This is a genomic window from Micromonospora sp. WMMD1076 (assembly GCF_029581475.1).
Taxonomy (GTDB): domain Bacteria; phylum Actinomycetota; class Actinomycetes; order Mycobacteriales; family Micromonosporaceae; genus Micromonospora; species Micromonospora aurantiaca.
The window spans coordinates 868,759-883,582 of record NZ_CP120862.1 but is presented as its reverse complement, the minus strand read 5'-3'; the positions used below and the strand labels follow the sequence as shown (position 1 = coordinate 883,582).

At 68.3% G+C, this 14,824-nt stretch carries 12 protein-coding genes and 2 tRNA genes; 2 read left to right on the top strand and 12 right to left on the bottom strand.

Annotation, left to right across the window (positions count from 1 at the left end; genetic code table 11):
- Window positions 1–1,017: 1,017 nt before the first annotated feature.
- The 7 genes from O7622_RS04340 to O7622_RS04310 form a co-directional block, all read right to left on the bottom strand.
- Window positions 1,018–2,523: an ISL3 family transposase gene (locus tag O7622_RS04340; RefSeq protein ID WP_282314033.1), complete on the bottom strand. Its 1,506-nt coding sequence runs from the start codon at window positions 2,521–2,523 to the stop codon at window positions 1,018–1,020.
- A gap of 156 nt (window positions 2,524–2,679) precedes the next feature.
- A complete protein-coding gene (locus tag O7622_RS04335) occupies window positions 2,680–3,618 on the bottom strand; it encodes an NAD-dependent epimerase/dehydratase family protein (protein ID WP_282311959.1) in 939 nt (312 codons plus the stop codon).
- A gap of 44 nt (window positions 3,619–3,662) precedes the next feature.
- The gene (locus O7622_RS04330) at window positions 3,663–4,349 is read right to left on the bottom strand and encodes a type 1 glutamine amidotransferase domain-containing protein (protein ID WP_282311958.1); all 687 of its coding nucleotides are present in this window, start codon (window positions 4,347–4,349) and stop codon (window positions 3,663–3,665) included.
- Window positions 4,346–4,945: a TetR/AcrR family transcriptional regulator gene (locus O7622_RS04325; RefSeq protein ID WP_282311957.1), complete on the bottom strand. Its 600-nt coding sequence runs from the start codon at window positions 4,943–4,945 to the stop codon at window positions 4,346–4,348. Before O7622_RS04325 ends, O7622_RS04330 begins: the two co-directional genes overlap by 4 nt.
- 634 nt (window positions 4,946–5,579) lie before the next feature.
- Window positions 5,580–6,347, bottom strand: coding sequence for a glucose 1-dehydrogenase (locus O7622_RS04320; RefSeq protein WP_282311956.1), 768 nt, complete (start codon window positions 6,345–6,347; stop codon window positions 5,580–5,582).
- A gap of 31 nt (window positions 6,348–6,378) precedes the next feature.
- Complete coding sequence (locus tag O7622_RS04315) at window positions 6,379–6,735, bottom strand: cyclophilin-like fold protein (RefSeq protein WP_282311955.1); 357 nt, start codon at window positions 6,733–6,735, stop codon at window positions 6,379–6,381.
- Window positions 6,736–6,958: 223 nt separating this feature from the next.
- The gene (locus tag O7622_RS04310) at window positions 6,959–7,978 is read right to left on the bottom strand and encodes a zinc-dependent alcohol dehydrogenase family protein (protein ID WP_282311954.1); all 1,020 of its coding nucleotides are present in this window, start codon (window positions 7,976–7,978) and stop codon (window positions 6,959–6,961) included.
- Between the two features lie 149 nt (window positions 7,979–8,127).
- Between O7622_RS04310 and O7622_RS04305 the strand changes: the two genes are divergently transcribed.
- The gene (locus O7622_RS04305; RefSeq protein WP_282311953.1) at window positions 8,128–9,018 is read left to right on the top strand and encodes a helix-turn-helix transcriptional regulator; all 891 of its coding nucleotides are present in this window, start codon (window positions 8,128–8,130) and stop codon (window positions 9,016–9,018) included.
- A complete protein-coding gene (locus O7622_RS04300) occupies window positions 9,018–9,428 on the top strand; it encodes a cupin domain-containing protein (protein WP_282311952.1) in 411 nt (136 codons plus the stop codon). Before O7622_RS04305 ends, O7622_RS04300 begins: the two co-directional genes overlap by 1 nt.
- 152 nt (window positions 9,429–9,580) lie before the next feature.
- Here the strand turns inward: O7622_RS04300 and O7622_RS04295 are convergent.
- The 5 genes from O7622_RS04295 to gyrA form a co-directional block, all read right to left on the bottom strand.
- Window positions 9,581–9,656 (bottom strand) — tRNA-Ala (locus O7622_RS04295).
- Window positions 9,657–9,666: 10 nt separating this feature from the next.
- Complete coding sequence (locus O7622_RS04290) at window positions 9,667–9,795, bottom strand: DLW-39 family protein (protein ID WP_013283222.1); 129 nt, start codon at window positions 9,793–9,795, stop codon at window positions 9,667–9,669.
- Between the two features lie 43 nt (window positions 9,796–9,838).
- Window positions 9,839–9,912: transfer RNA gene (locus O7622_RS04285), tRNA-Ile, on the bottom strand.
- Window positions 9,913–10,056: 144 nt separating this feature from the next.
- Window positions 10,057–10,983, bottom strand: coding sequence for a DUF3566 domain-containing protein (locus tag O7622_RS04280; protein ID WP_282311951.1), 927 nt, complete (start codon window positions 10,981–10,983; stop codon window positions 10,057–10,059).
- A 3-nt stretch (window positions 10,984–10,986) separates the two neighbouring features.
- Complete coding sequence (gene gyrA / locus O7622_RS04275) at window positions 10,987–14,763, bottom strand: intein-containing DNA gyrase subunit A (RefSeq protein ID WP_282311950.1); 3,777 nt, start codon at window positions 14,761–14,763, stop codon at window positions 10,987–10,989.
- Window positions 14,764–14,824 lie beyond the last annotated feature (61 nt).

Below are 14,824 nucleotides of genomic sequence, written 5' to 3'. Positions count from 1 at the left end.
GGATGACGACCGTCGATCGGCTAACTCAGACGAGGGTGGCGAAGGTGCCCCGTGACCTGCACGGGAGTTGAGTGGACCCGATGTGGCACTACCCGAACCGCATTCACCCTGTTCAGGGGCCGATCGTGACGGTTTCAGCGGTACGCCGACGCGCCTGACCGTCAACTCGCTACCCGCCGCCCACCGCAGCGCCGCCCGGCTGCCGCGCGATCCGCGTACAGCCTCGGCACTGCGGTCAGCGACCCTCCCATCCACCACTCGTCCGGGTACGGTGCGAAGCTCGCTCCCAGCGAGACCAGGACAACGGCCGCAGAGCCCGGCGAACCGTCGATCGCACGCTTTTTGCTCACATGCCGAGGTGAGCGTCCCGTGCAGTCGGTCTGCCGTGTCGCCGCCTTACGCGGTTCGGACGAGCCATATCAAACACCGCGTGGCGTTCTGCCCGAGTCCTTGGGACAGCCGACATGAACGAAGTGGCCGCTGCCCGGCAGCAGGGGTATGTGACGCCTAACCTGACCAACCAGCTCAGCGACGGCCGTCCTCCGCAGCGCCGTCGGACGGATCCAATCCGCGAAGAGCCCCGGCGCTGCGGCCCCGGCCACCCGACCACCACTGATGGATCATGACGGCAACGGCGGTGACCGCCTGCTGGCGATTCTCCGCCGACAGGGGTGCCGCCCTCGGCTCTCGCACCACCACGACCGGTGTGCGGCGCTTCGCTCCCGACATGACCAGAACAACGACCGCGCGGCCACGCAGGAACGAGACCCCGTTCCGCCAAAGCAGGCCCACGCCGACTCGCCACCGGCGCTTCGCATCGACACAGAGCCTGACGCCGACACCTTCGACTAAGTAGCGTCGTCGAACTCATCGTTAGAAATGATGATCAATTCACCATTCGCTGAGAACAGCTTGACCTGGCTGCGCCAAGCTCTCATCGCTGGGTCGTCTCGCGTCGGTACCGGGTCTGTGGATCTAAAGGCCCTGTCTCACTTTCGGTGGTGACGGAGGGTGCTGTTATCCGAGGAGGATGCGGTGGCGGAGCAGGGTGAAGCCTGCTCTTGCGTGCATTTGACGTGCGATTCGTTTGGTCTTGGTGTTGACGCCTTCGGTGGGGCCGTTGCTGTAGGGGAGCGTGAGCGCGGCGTTCACGGCGTCGCGGTCGCGTTCCAGGCCTCTGGTGAAGGCGTGCAGGTGAGGTAGATCGACTGCGCGAACCCGCAGGATCCAGTGCGAGAGCCGGTCGGTGTTTGTGGGCTGAGGCGTCAGGAACTCGGCGAAGCGTCCGACAGCCGCGGCGAGGTGGGTCATCTCTGGGCAGGCTGCGGTGAGTCGTGCCAGTAGATCTTGGTGCTCGGGTTTGAGGTTGTCGGGCCTGGTGAGGATCATCCGGGCGAGGCGGCGTGGGGAGATGTGGCTGCGGTCGGTGTCCGCGCGGCCTTGGTTGATGTACTTGTGCAGGAGGTTGAGACAGCCGGTGAAGCCGAGGGTCTTGATCTCTTCGAAGAGGTGCTTGACGCCGACGCCGGGGTCCTCGGCTCGACGTTTGCGTAGGTGTTCGCGATAGGGGTCGACGAGGCTGGCACGGTATTTGGGGACCCGGAGCATCCGCTCGGGCCGGTCGGCTCGCGCGTAGCGCTTGATGGTGTTCAGGGCCAACTGCAGGCGGCGGGCGCACTCCAGCAGACCCACGCCCTGGTCGAGGAGGTCATGGACCTGGTGCCAGCGTTGCTGGGTCGTCTGCGCGCGGGGGCCGTCATAGATGGGTGCGTCCAGGACGGGGGCCCAGCAGGTGCTGTGCGCCTTCACCTCGCTGAGGGCGGCTTCACAGAGGTTGTGCCAAAGGTGCCACCGGTCTGCGACCTGCACCGCGCCGGGCAGAGCGCGGCGGATGGCCTCGGCGTAGGTCGCCGAGCCGTCACGGCATACGACCTCAACGCCGGGATGTGCGCGCAACCACGCTTCGAGGGTGTCGGCGGTGCGGTCGGGTAGCACGTCGATCCGCTCATGGGACTCGGCGTCGATCACCACGGTGGCGTAGCGGTGCCGCCGGCGTAGAGCGAAATCGTCAACGCCGATCACCCGAGGTGTCCGCTCATTGGGCAGCGGGATGCGCAGCAGGGCGCGTAGGGCCGTGTGACGGGACAGGCCCATGGCGAGGATCGCCAGCAGACGTGACCCTGCCCGGCCCGCCAACTCTTTGACGACGGCTTTGACCTGCCTGTTCAAACGGGCTGTGCGGCGCTGGTATCGCTCCAGCACCCCGGGCACCTGTTCACGGAAGGTATGGCGGCAGCCGCGCGTGGGGCACACCAGACGCCGCACCCGCACACGGACCACCACCCGGCGCCCGTCGACCGGAACGTCGGCGACCGTCCGCCAGTGATAGCCGTGCACCCGTTCGGACGAGGCCCCGCACCTCGGGCAGACCGCGGTGTCACGCGGCGTCCGGGCCCGCACCACGATCCGCTCATCCTCGTCGGCCACGTCCTCGACGACCAGCGGGGACAGCCCCGAGAACACCGTCTGGACAAGTCTGTTGACATCCTCCACATAGGAGCAACGACACTCGCCACCCTCCGTCACCACCGAAAGTGAGACAGGGCCCTTAGCGCGACAGGCCCTCGGTACCGTGCCGCGACAGAGGTTCGCATGACGGTGAGGGCGCGATGACCGAGTTCATGACGCCGAATGTTGCTGGGCGTCGAGGAGGCGCAGGATTCCTTCCCGGTAGGTCGTGACGGGGAAGTCGGGGAAGCGTGTTGTGAACTTCGAGGAGTCGAAGATGTTGTCCTGCCGGTAGCGGGGCAACAGTTCTCCCGCTTCCCTGGCCGCTGGATTGATGAGCCCGCCGATCGTGAACGCCCACCGGGGGACGGTCGTGTACGGAATCTTTCGCCCGGTGGTGTGCGAGGCGATGTCGATCATGGCCTGGTAGGTGAGGCGGTTCGGGTCGATGGGAAGGTGCCAGGTCTGCTGGTAGGCGTCGGAGGTGTTGCCGATGAGGGCCATGGCTCGGCTGGCGTCTGGTGTCCAGATTAGGCTGCGCAGGGTGTGGGCGCTCACGGGCACGATCGGCCGCTTGTGCTGCCTGACGCGGTCGAAGACCGCCGTGTTGGTGAGGCTTTGGGTTTTGCGGGGGCCGTAGAACTCGGGGGCTCGGCAGATCACCGCGTCGATCGTGCCCGCGTCGATCTCGTCCAGCAGTGTCGTTGCGATCTGGGCCCGCACCGTGGCCTTGCGTCCCACCGGATCGAACGCCGTGTCCTCGGTCTGGGGCGTCGAGGTGCGCGGGTACATGTAGGTGTTGTCGAAGAACACCAGCCTGCTGCTGTGCTTGCGGCAGGCGGTGATCGTGTTCGCCATCATGGTCGGGAACCGCTGTTCCCAGAGCCGGGAGTACATCGGCAGGCCGACGGTGAGGTAGACGATGTCGCTGCCCGCCACCGCCATGTCGGTTGCCTCGGCGTTCATGAGGTCGGCGGACACGACCTGGTCATTGTCGTGCACCTTGCGGGGTGTCCGGCTCACCAGGCGGATGTCGTCGGTGAAGTTGCGGCGCAGTTCGCGGGCGAGTTCCTCGGCGATCTGGCCGCCCGATCCGAGCAGCGTCTGCATTTGGTTGTCGCCCTCCGGGGTCGAAATGGGGTCGTGTCGGCGGGTCAGAGCAACGCCGCGACCTTGGTCGCGGTCTCTTTGGCTGAGCCGGGGTTCTGGCCGGTGACGAGCCGGCCGTCGACCACCGTGTTGGAGACGAACGGCAGCAGGGCCTTGGAGTAGCGTGCGCCGCGCTCCTGTATCCGTTCCTCGACGTTGTAGGGAACGAGTTTGTCGACGCGGGCGAGGACTTCCTCGCGCCAGGAGAACCCAGTGAGGTCGCGGCCGGCGACGAGGTAGTCGCCGTTGGCGAGCGTGGTGTCGAGCAGGCCGCAGTAGCCGTGGCAGACCGCGCCCACGACGCCGCCGCGCTCGAAGATTTCGCCGGTGATCCGCTGGAGCCCGGCACTGCCAGGGAAGTCGAACATCACCGCATGGCCGCCGGTGAAGTAGATCGCGTCGTAGCCGGCCGAGTCGATCTGCTCGGCGCTGGCGGTGTCGTCCAGCAGCGCCATGCGGGCGGGGTCCTCATGCCACGCCTTGGCTGACTTGTCGTAGTTCGGGAACTTCAGTGACCGCGGTTCCAGCGGAGACTTCCCACCTGCCGGGCTCACGATCGTCTGCTCGAACCCGCGCCCGGCGAAGATGTCGTAGGCGTGCGTCAGCTCCGACAGCCACAACCCGGTCGGGTGCGACGGGTCGGCGTCGTAGTGGTCGACGTTGGTGACCACGATCAGGATGCGCGTGCTCATGAGTCCTCGATTCTGGCCTCGGTGAGAGGCGGGAAAACGGCGGCGAACGTCGAGCGCACGCGCTCGTCGATGACGGTTTGATCGGTGTTGGTGAGTTTGCCGTCAAGGTGGAGAAACGCCAGGCCGTGAGCGAGCGACCATCCGGCCGTGGCAAGGGCAACAGGCTCCGACGCCGGGAAGAGCTCGGCCATGACGGTGGCGAGATAGTCGTGCAGGGCACCGGCGGCACGCACGCGCTCGTTGTGCTGGTCATCACAGGCCTGCCCGAACATGAGCCGGAACAGCGCCGGCCGACGCAGCGCGAAGCGCACATACCCCACAGCGAGTTCGCTCACCTCGGCAGCGGACGTCGGGGGCTGCTTACCCGCGGTGAGGTCGCTCATCAGCTCCTGCAGCCCATGAACGGCCAGCGCCGACCCCAGCGCCTCCCGATCGGGGAAGTGCCGGTACGGGGCGCCCGTCGACACGCCAGCACGGCGGGCCACCGCGCGCAACGAGAACGACTCGCCCTCCTCCAGCATCTGCAACGCGGCAAGCACCAACGTCGCTCGCAGATCCCCGTGGTGATAGCCGGGCCTGGCCGAATCTGCACCCATCAACAACTCCACACTTAAGTAAGCGCTGCTTACATTACCAGGAGGGAGTCGCCCAGATGCCACGTTCCATGACGCCATCCTGATCTGCCGCAATCCGTTCGCTACCGGCCGTCACCGCTTGCCGCGTCGGTCCAGTGCACGCCAGGGTCCGAGGGCAAGGTGCGTTGCCAGCTCTAGCAGAGTCTCCATGGCTCATTGACGCAGTCGGCCTCCGCCGCCGGTACAGCACGGGATCTGAGTGCCGCTCCGGACCGTTGGCGCGGGCCGTTCCCAATCCGCCGACATAGCTGGTCCCGCCGACGAACTTGTCTTGTGGCAGTCCACTATCACTGCATAAACACGGCGGCTCTGCCGCGAACACGACGTATGCCAGGTCCACGCACATATTGCCAAAGCGGTTCGGGTACCGCCCAAACGAGTTCGCGTTTTCGCAGGTCACATACCGTTGGTGGACCGGATATGGCACAACCCGAACCGCATTCACGCTGTTCAGGGACCAATCGTGACCCTGCCAGCAGTACGCCGTCGCCTGTCCTGACCGGCTCACGGTGGTCAGCCGCCGGAGGGTAGCCGGACGAACCCGCTCTGCGGACGGCATCGGCGCGGACCACGTCGGGGCTGTTGCCGATCTGCCTTACTGCGCGGTGTATCCGCCGTCCACGGGGAGGGCGACGCCGACGACGAAGCTGGCGCCGGGGCTGCACAGCCAGAGCACGGTGGAGGCGATTTCGTCGGGTCGACCGAAGCGGCCGATGGGCTGGTTGGCCAGTGCCGCGGCGGTGTCCAGTTCACCCTTGGCGATCATGGCCGTGACCATGGGGGTTTCGAAGGTCCCGGGGCAGATGGCGTTGATCCGGATGCCGCGCGGCGCGTATTGCAGGGCCGCGCTGCTGGTGAGTCCGAGCACGCCGTGTTTGGACGCGTGATCGGCGGCGCGTCCGGGTAGGCCGACGAGGCCGCCGAGGGAGGAGCAGTTGACGATGGCGCCGCTGCCTTGCTCGCGCATCTGGCGCAGTTCGTGTTTCATGCAGGCCCAGACTCCGCGCAGGTTGACGGCGTTGACGCGGTCGAAGGTGTCGGCGGGTTCATCGGCGGCGTCGGAGGGTGGGGCCTGGATGCCGGCGTTGTTGAACGCCATGTCGAGCCGGCCGTAAGCCGCGACGGTCTGGTCGATGAGGGCGGCGACCTGCTGCTCGTCGGCGACGTCGCACCGGATGCCGAGAGCTTCGTGCCCACCCGCCCTCAACCGTTCGGCGGCGGCCTGCAGCGGTTCGTCGTTGATGTCGGCGAGGACGACCGTGGCTCCGGCGTCGGCGAATGCCTGCGTGGTGGCCAATCCCATGCCGGAACTGGCGCCGGTGACCAGGGCAACCTGGCCGGTGAAGTCATAGGTGGGGTTCATGATGTCTCCGGATGAGGCGGGCCGGGTGGGCTTAGGCGCGTGGCTCGACGATGGCGGTGACGGCGCCGTCCAGATCGGCGATGCGGGCGGCAGCGTCCCCGTCGAGGCGGCCGAGGATGACGATGCCGGGGAAGTACGACTGATCGCCGTAGTAGAAGACGAGATCGTTGCCGGGTGCGTAGTACCCGACATCGCCGACGCCGGGGTCCGCACCCTCTGGCTGGCCGTCAAGGGACAACGGCGCGGGCAGCGGGCCGGTCTTCTCCACGGAGCCGTGGTCGACCATCTCAACGGTCAACGGCAGTTGGGTGAGGAGGTCGCGGCCGGCAGCGCTGTCGAAGATCGTCGCCTGGAAGCGTTGCTCGTCGATGGTGATCTGTATTCTCATCGGTTCTCCCCGGGGCGCGGCTGTGCCGCTCGGTGGTGCCGTGTACGGGCCGGTGCGGCCGGGCGAGGTCGCGAGTGCTCCGCCGCCGGGTTCGCTGGGCTCACCACTGCCGCAGCCGGCGAGGGTCAGGCCGAGGACCGCCGAAAGGGCTGCAGGCAGCGCAGCGCGGACCGTCGCGCGTGAGGCCGACATGTCAACTCCAGAGTGTCGGGTTCGGCGCTCGTCAGAGCGTGAGCAGGACCTTGGTGGCGGTGCGCTGGTCCATCGCTTGGTAGCCCTCGGCGGCCCGGTCCAGGGGCAGGATGAGGTCGAAGACCTTGCCGGGGTCGATGGCGCGGTTCCAGATCAGCTGGATCAGCTCGGGCAGGAATCGCCGGACCGGAGCCGGTCCGCCGTGCAGGTGCACGCCAGACATGAACAGCTCGTCGCCGGGGATTGCGACGTCGTGGGACACCCCGACGAACCCGACGTGGCCACCGGGACGGGTTGAGTGGATGGCCTGCATCATCGCCTCCTGGGTCCCGACGGCCTCGATCACGCTGTGCGCGCCCAGACCGCCGGTCAGCTCCTTGACCTTCTCGACGCCGGCGTCGCCGCGTTCGGTGACGATGTCGGTGGCGCCGAACTCCCGGGCCAGCGCCTGCCGGTCGGCGTGGCGGCTGAACGCGATGATGCGCTCGGCGCCGAGCTGCCGGGCGGCCAGGGTCGCGAGGAGGCCGACCGCGCCGTCGCCGACGACTGCGACAGCCTTGCCGGGCCCCACTTCCGCGGCGACGGCCGCGAACCAGCCGGTGCCGAGCACGTCTGAGGCGGCCATCAGCGACGGGATCAGCTCGGGTTCCGGCTGGCCGGGCGTGGCGACGAGAGTGCCGTCGGCGAGCGGGATGCGGGCCAGCTCCGACTGGGTACCGATGGTGCCCATCAGGACCCGGTGCACGCAGTACGCCTGATAGCCGGCCCGGCAGATCTCGCAGGTGTTGTCGGACGCCCAGAACGAACCGACCACAAAGTCGCCGGGCTTGATGGTGCGAACCTCGGACCCGACCTGCTCGACGACACCGGCGTACTCGTGGCCCATCACCTGGTGCTCGACCGGCTCGGCACCGCGGTACGGCCACAGGTCGCTGCCGCAGATACACGTCGCGGCCAGGCGGATGATCGCGTCGGTCGGCTCGACGATCGTGGGATCCTCGCGCTGCTCGACCCGCACATCTCCGGGCTTGTACAAGACGACTCCACGCATGGTGGTGTGCTCCGTTCACGTCGATCGGTGCGGCCCTGCAGGACCCACGGCATCCAGTCAACGTGCCCGCCCGAGCGGGAAGAAGTCCCTGTGCGTGGGTGTACTGACAGGGCACCCCTCGCCCGCGACGCCCGGCCTAGGCTCGGGCTGTGGACAACCGATCCGAGGTGCGCGACTTCCTGACCACCCGCCGCGCCCGCCTGACGCCCGAGCAGGTCGGCCTGCCGACGGCCGGCAGCCGCCGCGTCCCGGGGCTTCGGCGCAGCGAGGTCGCCGCCCTTGCCGGACTGAGCGTGGAATACTACGCGCGGCTCGAACGCGGCCAGATCTCCGGGGCATCGTCCAGCGTGCTGGAGTCCCTGGCCCGGGCGCTGCAGCTCGACGACACCGAACGCGCCCACCTCTACGACCTGGCCCGCGCCGCCGACGGCATCCCGACCTCCGGGCGGCCCCGGCGCCGAACGGCCACCAAGGCCGCTGCCCGCCTCAGCCTGCGATGGGCGCTGGAGGCCATCACTGACGGCGTCGCGTTCGTGCGCGACACCCAGCAGAACCTGCTCGCCACCAACGCGCTCGGCCGCGCGTTCTACGCACCGGTGATCGGCGACGGCGGCCGCCCGCCGAACCTGGCCCGGTTCCAATTCCTCGACCCGGCATCCCGCGACTTCTACCCCGACTGGGACCGGTTCGCCGCGATGTGCGTCGGCGTCATTCGCGCTGAGGCGGGCCGCGACCCACACGACCGCGGCCTGCAAGACCTCGTCGGCGAACTCTCCACCCGCAGCGAGGACTTCCGCCGACTCTGGGCCGACCACAACGTCCGAACCCACGGCACCGGCTCCAAACGCTTCCACCACCCCGTCGTGGGCGACCTCACGCTCGCCTACGAGGAACTCGCGATCACCGCCGAACCCGGCCTGGTGCTCCTCGTCTACACCGCCGAACCCGGATCGCCGTCCGCCGAACGCCTGCGTCTGCTCGCGTCCTGGGCGGCGACCGTCATCGACACCGCAGCAGTCAGCGAACCCGAGGCAACCTGATGCAGATCAGCCGCAGTTCCATCGCCACCGTCAAGGGACCCGCCGACTGGTTCACCGGCGACGTCTACATCGACGCCGTCGCCGCCGCACCCCCGCCCTCGCGCGTCACCGCGAACCTGGTCCACTTCATGCCCGGCGCCCGCACCCATTGGCACCGCCACCCCCTGGGCCAGACCGTCTTCGTCACCGAAGGTGTCGGGCTATGCCAGCGCCGCGGCGGACCCGTCGAGGTCATCCGCCCGGGCGACCGCGTCCTGTTCGAAGCCGACGAGGAACACTGGCACGGCGCCGCACCCGACCGGCTCATGGTCCACCTCGCCGTCAACGAAGCCGACGACCAGCACGACCTGGTCCACTGGCTCGAACCCGTCACCGACGGCGAATACGCAGGAGCTCGCACCAACCCGTAAGAACGGCACTACTTCTTAGAACGCTCGGCCCGTCACCCACCAAGCACGACCTCTTCATGAAGATAGGCGCGTTCACCCAGGTCACGGCATATCCGCCAAGGCGGTTCGCGTACCGCCCGGTCGCCTTCACGTTTTCCCAGGTCACACGCGGTTGGTGGAGCCCAGGGGACTCGAACCCCTAACCCCTGCCTTGCAAAGGCAGTGCTCTGCCAGTTGAGCTAGGGCCCCGTGACGGCGTTCAGCGCAGGTCGGGCGCCGTGGTCGCCTCGTGCCACAGGGCGCGCTCGTCGTTCGAGGCCTTGACCTTCTTGGCCACGACGGCGGCCACACCGACGATGCCGGCCAGGATCAGGAGCTTCTTGAACATGTGCTTGACCCCTAGCGCTCGACTGACGTCGGACGATGTGCGGTGGGGCTAGCTGGAATCGAACCAGCGACCTCAGAGTTATCAGCTCTGCGCTCTAACCGACTGAGCTATAGCCCCGCGTAGCGACGAGCTAGGTTAACCCATCGCCGCCACCGTACCCAAATCGGGGTGTCCGTGGCGGAAGCGCCCGCGCCACCTCGAACCTACCCGGACGCACGACGCCGGGGCGACCGCTTTACGCGGTGCCCCGGCGCCGGTCGATCAGTCCCGCTCGGCGAGCGTCAGCTCGATCCCGCCGACCAGGTCGGCGCAGACGTTGTAGACGAACGCGCTGAGCGTGGCCAGCGCGGTGAACAGCACGACGTTCACCAGGCCGATCAGCGCCGACGTCAGGATCACGCCCTTGGCGGTGATCCGGAAGCCGCCGCCACCCTGGCCGCCGCCGGCGTTCACCAGGTCGGTGAGGCTGTCGTTGACGCTCTTGAACACACCCATGGCGTCCAGCGCCAGGTAGAGCACCGACGTCGCCACGACGACCACGATGAAGAGCACCACCGACACCGCGAAGGCGAACTTCATCACCGACCACGGGTCGATCCGCTTCAGGTTCAGCCGGGCCCGTCGCGGTCCGCGCGACGCGGCCGAGCTGACCGAGGTACGCGCGGCGCGTACCGCCTCACCCACGCGCGCGGCACCGACGGCTGCCGCGCCGCTGATGCCCGGCGGCAGGCCGCCGCCGTTGGCGGGCCGGGCCTGGACGCTCGCGGCGCCGCTCGGGCGCGAGCCGTCGGGCGACGCCTTCGGGGCGGTGCCCAGGCCGGCGCCGATCCGCGGCTGCGTGCCGGTCGTCCCGGTGGAGGCCCGGCCGGTGGCAGGCGGGGTCTTGATCGGCTGGGTGCTCGTGGCGTTCGCGGGCTTGGCGGCCGGAGCGGCCAGACCGTCGGCCGACGTCGGCGCGTCGACCTTGGTCTCGGCCGAGTCCCGGGAACCGGAGTCCTCGGCCGGCTTGTCCGGAGGCGGGGCCATGCCGGGAGCCCGGGTGAACTTCGGGGCAGGCGCGTCGGCGGGAACCGTGGCCCGGCCCACAGCCGCGCGGCCGGTCGCTGGTGTGCCGCCCTGCGCGGCCTCCTCCTCGACCGGAGTGGCCGAGGTCCCCTTGTTCCCCGACTTCGCCTGTGTCTCCGTCATCAACTAGTCCTGTTCGTCAGGCTCGTCGGCATTGCGAGCAATCGCCACGATAGTCACGCCGTCCGGGAGGTCCATCAGCTTGACCCCCATTGTGTTCCGGTCACGCGTACGGCGTACAGGCTTCACCGGAGTCCGGATGACGCCGCCGTTGCTCGTGATGGCGAACAGCTCGTCCTCCGGATCGATCACGACCGCGCCGACCAGGCCACCGCGTCGCTCGGTGATCTTCGCGGTCAGCACGCCCTTACCTCCCCGGCCCTGGACCGGGTATTCCTCGATCGGGGTACGTTTCGCGTAACCCCCGTTCGTCGCGACCAGAACGTCCAGACCCTCTCGCACCACCTCGACGGCGAGCAACTCGTCCTCGCCGCTGAAGCGCATGCCGATCACCCCGGAAGTGGCCCGCCCCATCGGGCGCAGCGCCTCGTCGGTGGCGTTGAAGCGAATCGCCTGGGCGTTCTTCGACACGAGCAGCAGGTCGTCCTCCGGAGCGACCAGTACCGCACCGACCAGCTCGTCCTCATCGCGCAGGTTGATCGCGATGATGCCGCCGGAACGGTTGGAGTCGAACTCCTCGAGCCGCGTCTTCTTCACCAGGCCGTTCTTCGTGGCCAGTACCAGGTAGGGGGCCACCTGGTAGTTCGGGATTTCAATGATCTGCGCGATCTGCTCGTCGGGCTGGAACGCGAGCAGGTTGGCCACGTGCTGGCCCTTGGCCACCCTACTGGCCTCGGGAAGCTCGTACGCCTTCGCCCGGTAGACCCGACCCTTGTTCGTGAAGAACAGGATCCAGTCGTGGGTAGAGCATACGAAGAAGTGGCTGACGATGTCGTCCTGGCGGAGCGTCGCCCCGCTGACGCCCTTCCCGCCACGCCGCTGCGACCGGTAGAGATCGACCTTGGTCCGCTTCGCGTACCCGGTGCGGGTGATCGTCACCACCACGTCCTCGCGGGCGATGAGGTCCTCCATCGAGACCTCGCCGTCGAACGGGACGATCTTCGTACGCCGGTCGTCACCCCACTTCGCGACGATCTCACCCAGCTCCTCCGAGACGATCCGCCGCTGCCGCTCCGGCTTGGCCAGGATGTCCTTGAGGTCGGCGATCTCCACTTCGAGCTTCGCCAGGTCGTCCAGGATCCGCTGCCGCTCCAGGGCGGCCAGCCGGCGCAGCTGCATGTCCAGGATCGCTGTCGCCTGGACCTCGTCGATGTCCAGCAGCCGGATCAGGCCCTGCCGTGCGTCCTCCACAGTGGGCGAGCGCCGGATCAGGGCGATCACCTCGTCCAGCGCGTCCAGCGCCTTGGACAGACCGCGCAGGATGTGCGCCCGCTCCTCGGCCTTGCGCAGCCGGAACGCGGTCCGCCGCCGGATCACCTCGATCTGGTGCTCGACGTAGTAGCGGATGAACTGGGCCAGGTTGAGCGTGCGCGGCACGCCGTCGACGAGCGCCAGCATGTTGGCGCCGAACGTCTCCTGGAGCTGGGTGTGCTTGTAGAGGTTGTTCAGCACCACCTTGGCGACCGCGTCGCGCTTGAGCACGAGCACGATCCGCATACCGGTACGCCCGGAGGACTCGTCGCGGATGTCGGCGATGCCGGCGAGCTTGCCCTCCTTGATCAGCTCGGCGATGCGCTCGGCGAGGTTGTCCGGGTTGACCTGGTAGGGCAGCTCGCTGACGACGAGCGCCGGCCGGCCCCGCTTGTCCTCCTCGACCTCGACCACGGCACGCATGCGGATCGAGCCGCGCCCGGTCCGGTACGCGTCCTGGATGGCCGCCTGACCGACGATCAGGCCGTGGGTCGGGAAGTCCGGGCCCTTGACGATCTCCAGAAGGGCTTCCAGCGTGGTGGCCTCGTCGGCCTCCGGGTGCTCCAGGCACCACTGCACGGCCGCGCCGATCTCGCGCAGGTTGTGCGGCGGGATCTTGGTGGCCATGCCGACCGCGATGCCCTCGGAACCGTTGATCAGCAGGTTCGGGATCCGCGACGGCAGGATGGTGGGCTCCTTGGCCCGGCCGTCGTAGTTGTCCTGCAGGTCGACGGTGTCCTCGTCGATGTCCCGCAGCATCTCCATCGCCAGCGGGTCTAGCTTGCACTCGGTGTTGTGGCTGACGAAACCGTCGGAGACGAACGAGTGGTCCTCGGTGTCCACCCGGATGCTGTAGACCGGCTGCACACCGGCGTCCGTGACGTCGGTCACCTCGGCGTAGTAGAAGCGGCCGTCGACGAGCGGTTCGACCACGTCGAGGATGCCCGGCTCGGTGATCCGGGCGGCGATCTCGTCGCGGTCCCGCTCCCAGCGCTCGATCCGGTCCACGTTGTGCCGGCGCAGCCAGTCACGCTCGGTCCAGCGGTTCGCGCCGTGCTCGCGGACGAAGTCACCGACGAACGGCACGTGGTCGCCGGGGAGCGCGGTGCTGCTCGCCGGCACCTGGGCCAGCTCGGATTCCAGCTTGGCCTGCTTGCGGCCGAGGAATCCGACGTGAGCGGCGAAGATCCGGGCGTCCCGCCGGTTGGTGACGACGACCTTGATCTCGCCGTCGTACCGGCACTGCCGGCTGACCACGCCGAACTCCAGCAGCAGTTGCTGCACCTCGCGGGCCAACCGCTCGCTACGGGTCGAGTAGGAGACCTGGATGGTGTGGCGGGGCAGCAGCGACGACGAGCCGTCGCCCTCGAACAGCGCCTGAAGGAAGGCCCGCTTGACCGCGGCCGGTCCGCGCCAGACGAACTCCGGCACGAACTTGTCGGCGCTCCGCGCGCCCACCATCTCGCCGAGCACGCTCGCCCGCAGCGCGGAGAGGTTCTGTACATCGAGTTCGTGCAGCGTGCTGCCGGAGGCGATGACCCGCTCGGCGACGTACCGGGGGCCACCGACCGCGAGGTCATAGGCGGTGAGGACCCGGACGAAGAACTCCCGGTCCACGTTGTTGAAGCCGGCCCGCTGCTCGGACACCCACCCCTCGGACACGAACGCGCCCGCGAGCACGGCTGCCTCGATGTGCTCCAGCATCGGGTAGCCGATCTCGTCCGGCACGGTGCGCTGGAGGGCCACCCGGTCGCCCGGGGCGACCTCGGCGAGCAGCTTCCACAGCAGGGTCGGCACACCGGCCACGTTCACCAGGCAGAGCACCGGGTGGTTGTGGGTGCCGGTCAGCTCGTACCCCTCACGGGTGCGCAACCGCAGCGTGGGATGCTCGCCTGAGTGGAAGAACCTGCTGGCACGGACCAGATCACCGTTGCGGTCACGGACCTTGAGGTCGACGTCGGTCTCGCTGCTCGGCGCGGCGTCCGGCACGATGTCGCCGATCCGGACGGTGCCGTCGACGGTACGAACCCGGACATCTGCCGCAAGGCAGTACCTCATGGCCGCAGCCGGATCATTTCCCGGCGAGCCGAAGTTGCCGTTGCCGTCGACCAGCGGGTAGCGCAGCGACCACGGCTGCGCCATCCGGACCAGCGCGTCGTAGATGGCCGAGTCGCCGTGCGGGTGGAACTGGCCCATCACGTCGCCGACGACGCGGGAGCACTTCACGTACCCGCGGTCCGGCCGGTAGCCGGAGTCGAACATGGCGTAGAGGATCTTGCGGTGGACCGGCTTGAGCCCGTCCCGGACGTCCGGCAGGGCCCGCCCGACGATGACGCTCATCGCGTAGTCGAGGTACGAGCGCTGCATCTCGACCTCGAGGCCGACCGGCTCGATCCGGTCGTGCTGGACGACCGCCGCCAGGGGTTCCGGGGTCTCCGGCTCGTTCGGGGTGGACTCGGGAGTATCGGTCACTGTTAACCCTTATCAGACTCAGAGTCGTGGTCTCGCTGTGGATAACGGCTGTGGAAAGCGG

Excerpts from the sequence above, each read along its gene's own strand:
- O7622_RS04335 (WP_282311959.1), bottom strand. The coding sequence starts at position 3,618 with ATGCAGACGCTGCTCGGATCGGGCGGCCAGATCGCCGAGGAACTCGCC.
- O7622_RS04330 (WP_282311958.1), bottom strand. The coding sequence starts at position 4,349 with ATGAGCACGCGCATCCTGATCGTGGTCACCAACGTCGACCACTACGAC.
- O7622_RS04325 (WP_282311957.1), bottom strand. The coding sequence starts at position 4,945 with ATGGGTGCAGATTCGGCCAGGCCCGGCTATCACCACGGGGATCTGCGA.
- O7622_RS04320 (WP_282311956.1), bottom strand. The coding sequence starts at position 6,347 with ATGAACCCCACCTATGACTTCACCGGCCAGGTTGCCCTGGTCACCGGC.
- O7622_RS04315 (WP_282311955.1), bottom strand. The coding sequence starts at position 6,735 with ATGAGAATACAGATCACCATCGACGAGCAACGCTTCCAGGCGACGATC.
- O7622_RS04310 (WP_282311954.1), bottom strand. The coding sequence starts at position 7,978 with ATGCGTGGAGTCGTCTTGTACAAGCCCGGAGATGTGCGGGTCGAGCAG.
- O7622_RS04300 (WP_282311952.1), top strand. The coding sequence starts at position 9,018 with ATGCAGATCAGCCGCAGTTCCATCGCCACCGTCAAGGGACCCGCCGAC.
- O7622_RS04290 (WP_013283222.1), bottom strand. The coding sequence starts at position 9,795 with ATGTTCAAGAAGCTCCTGATCCTGGCCGGCATCGTCGGTGTGGCCGCC.
- O7622_RS04280 (WP_282311951.1), bottom strand. The coding sequence starts at position 10,983 with ATGACGGAGACACAGGCGAAGTCGGGGAACAAGGGGACCTCGGCCACT.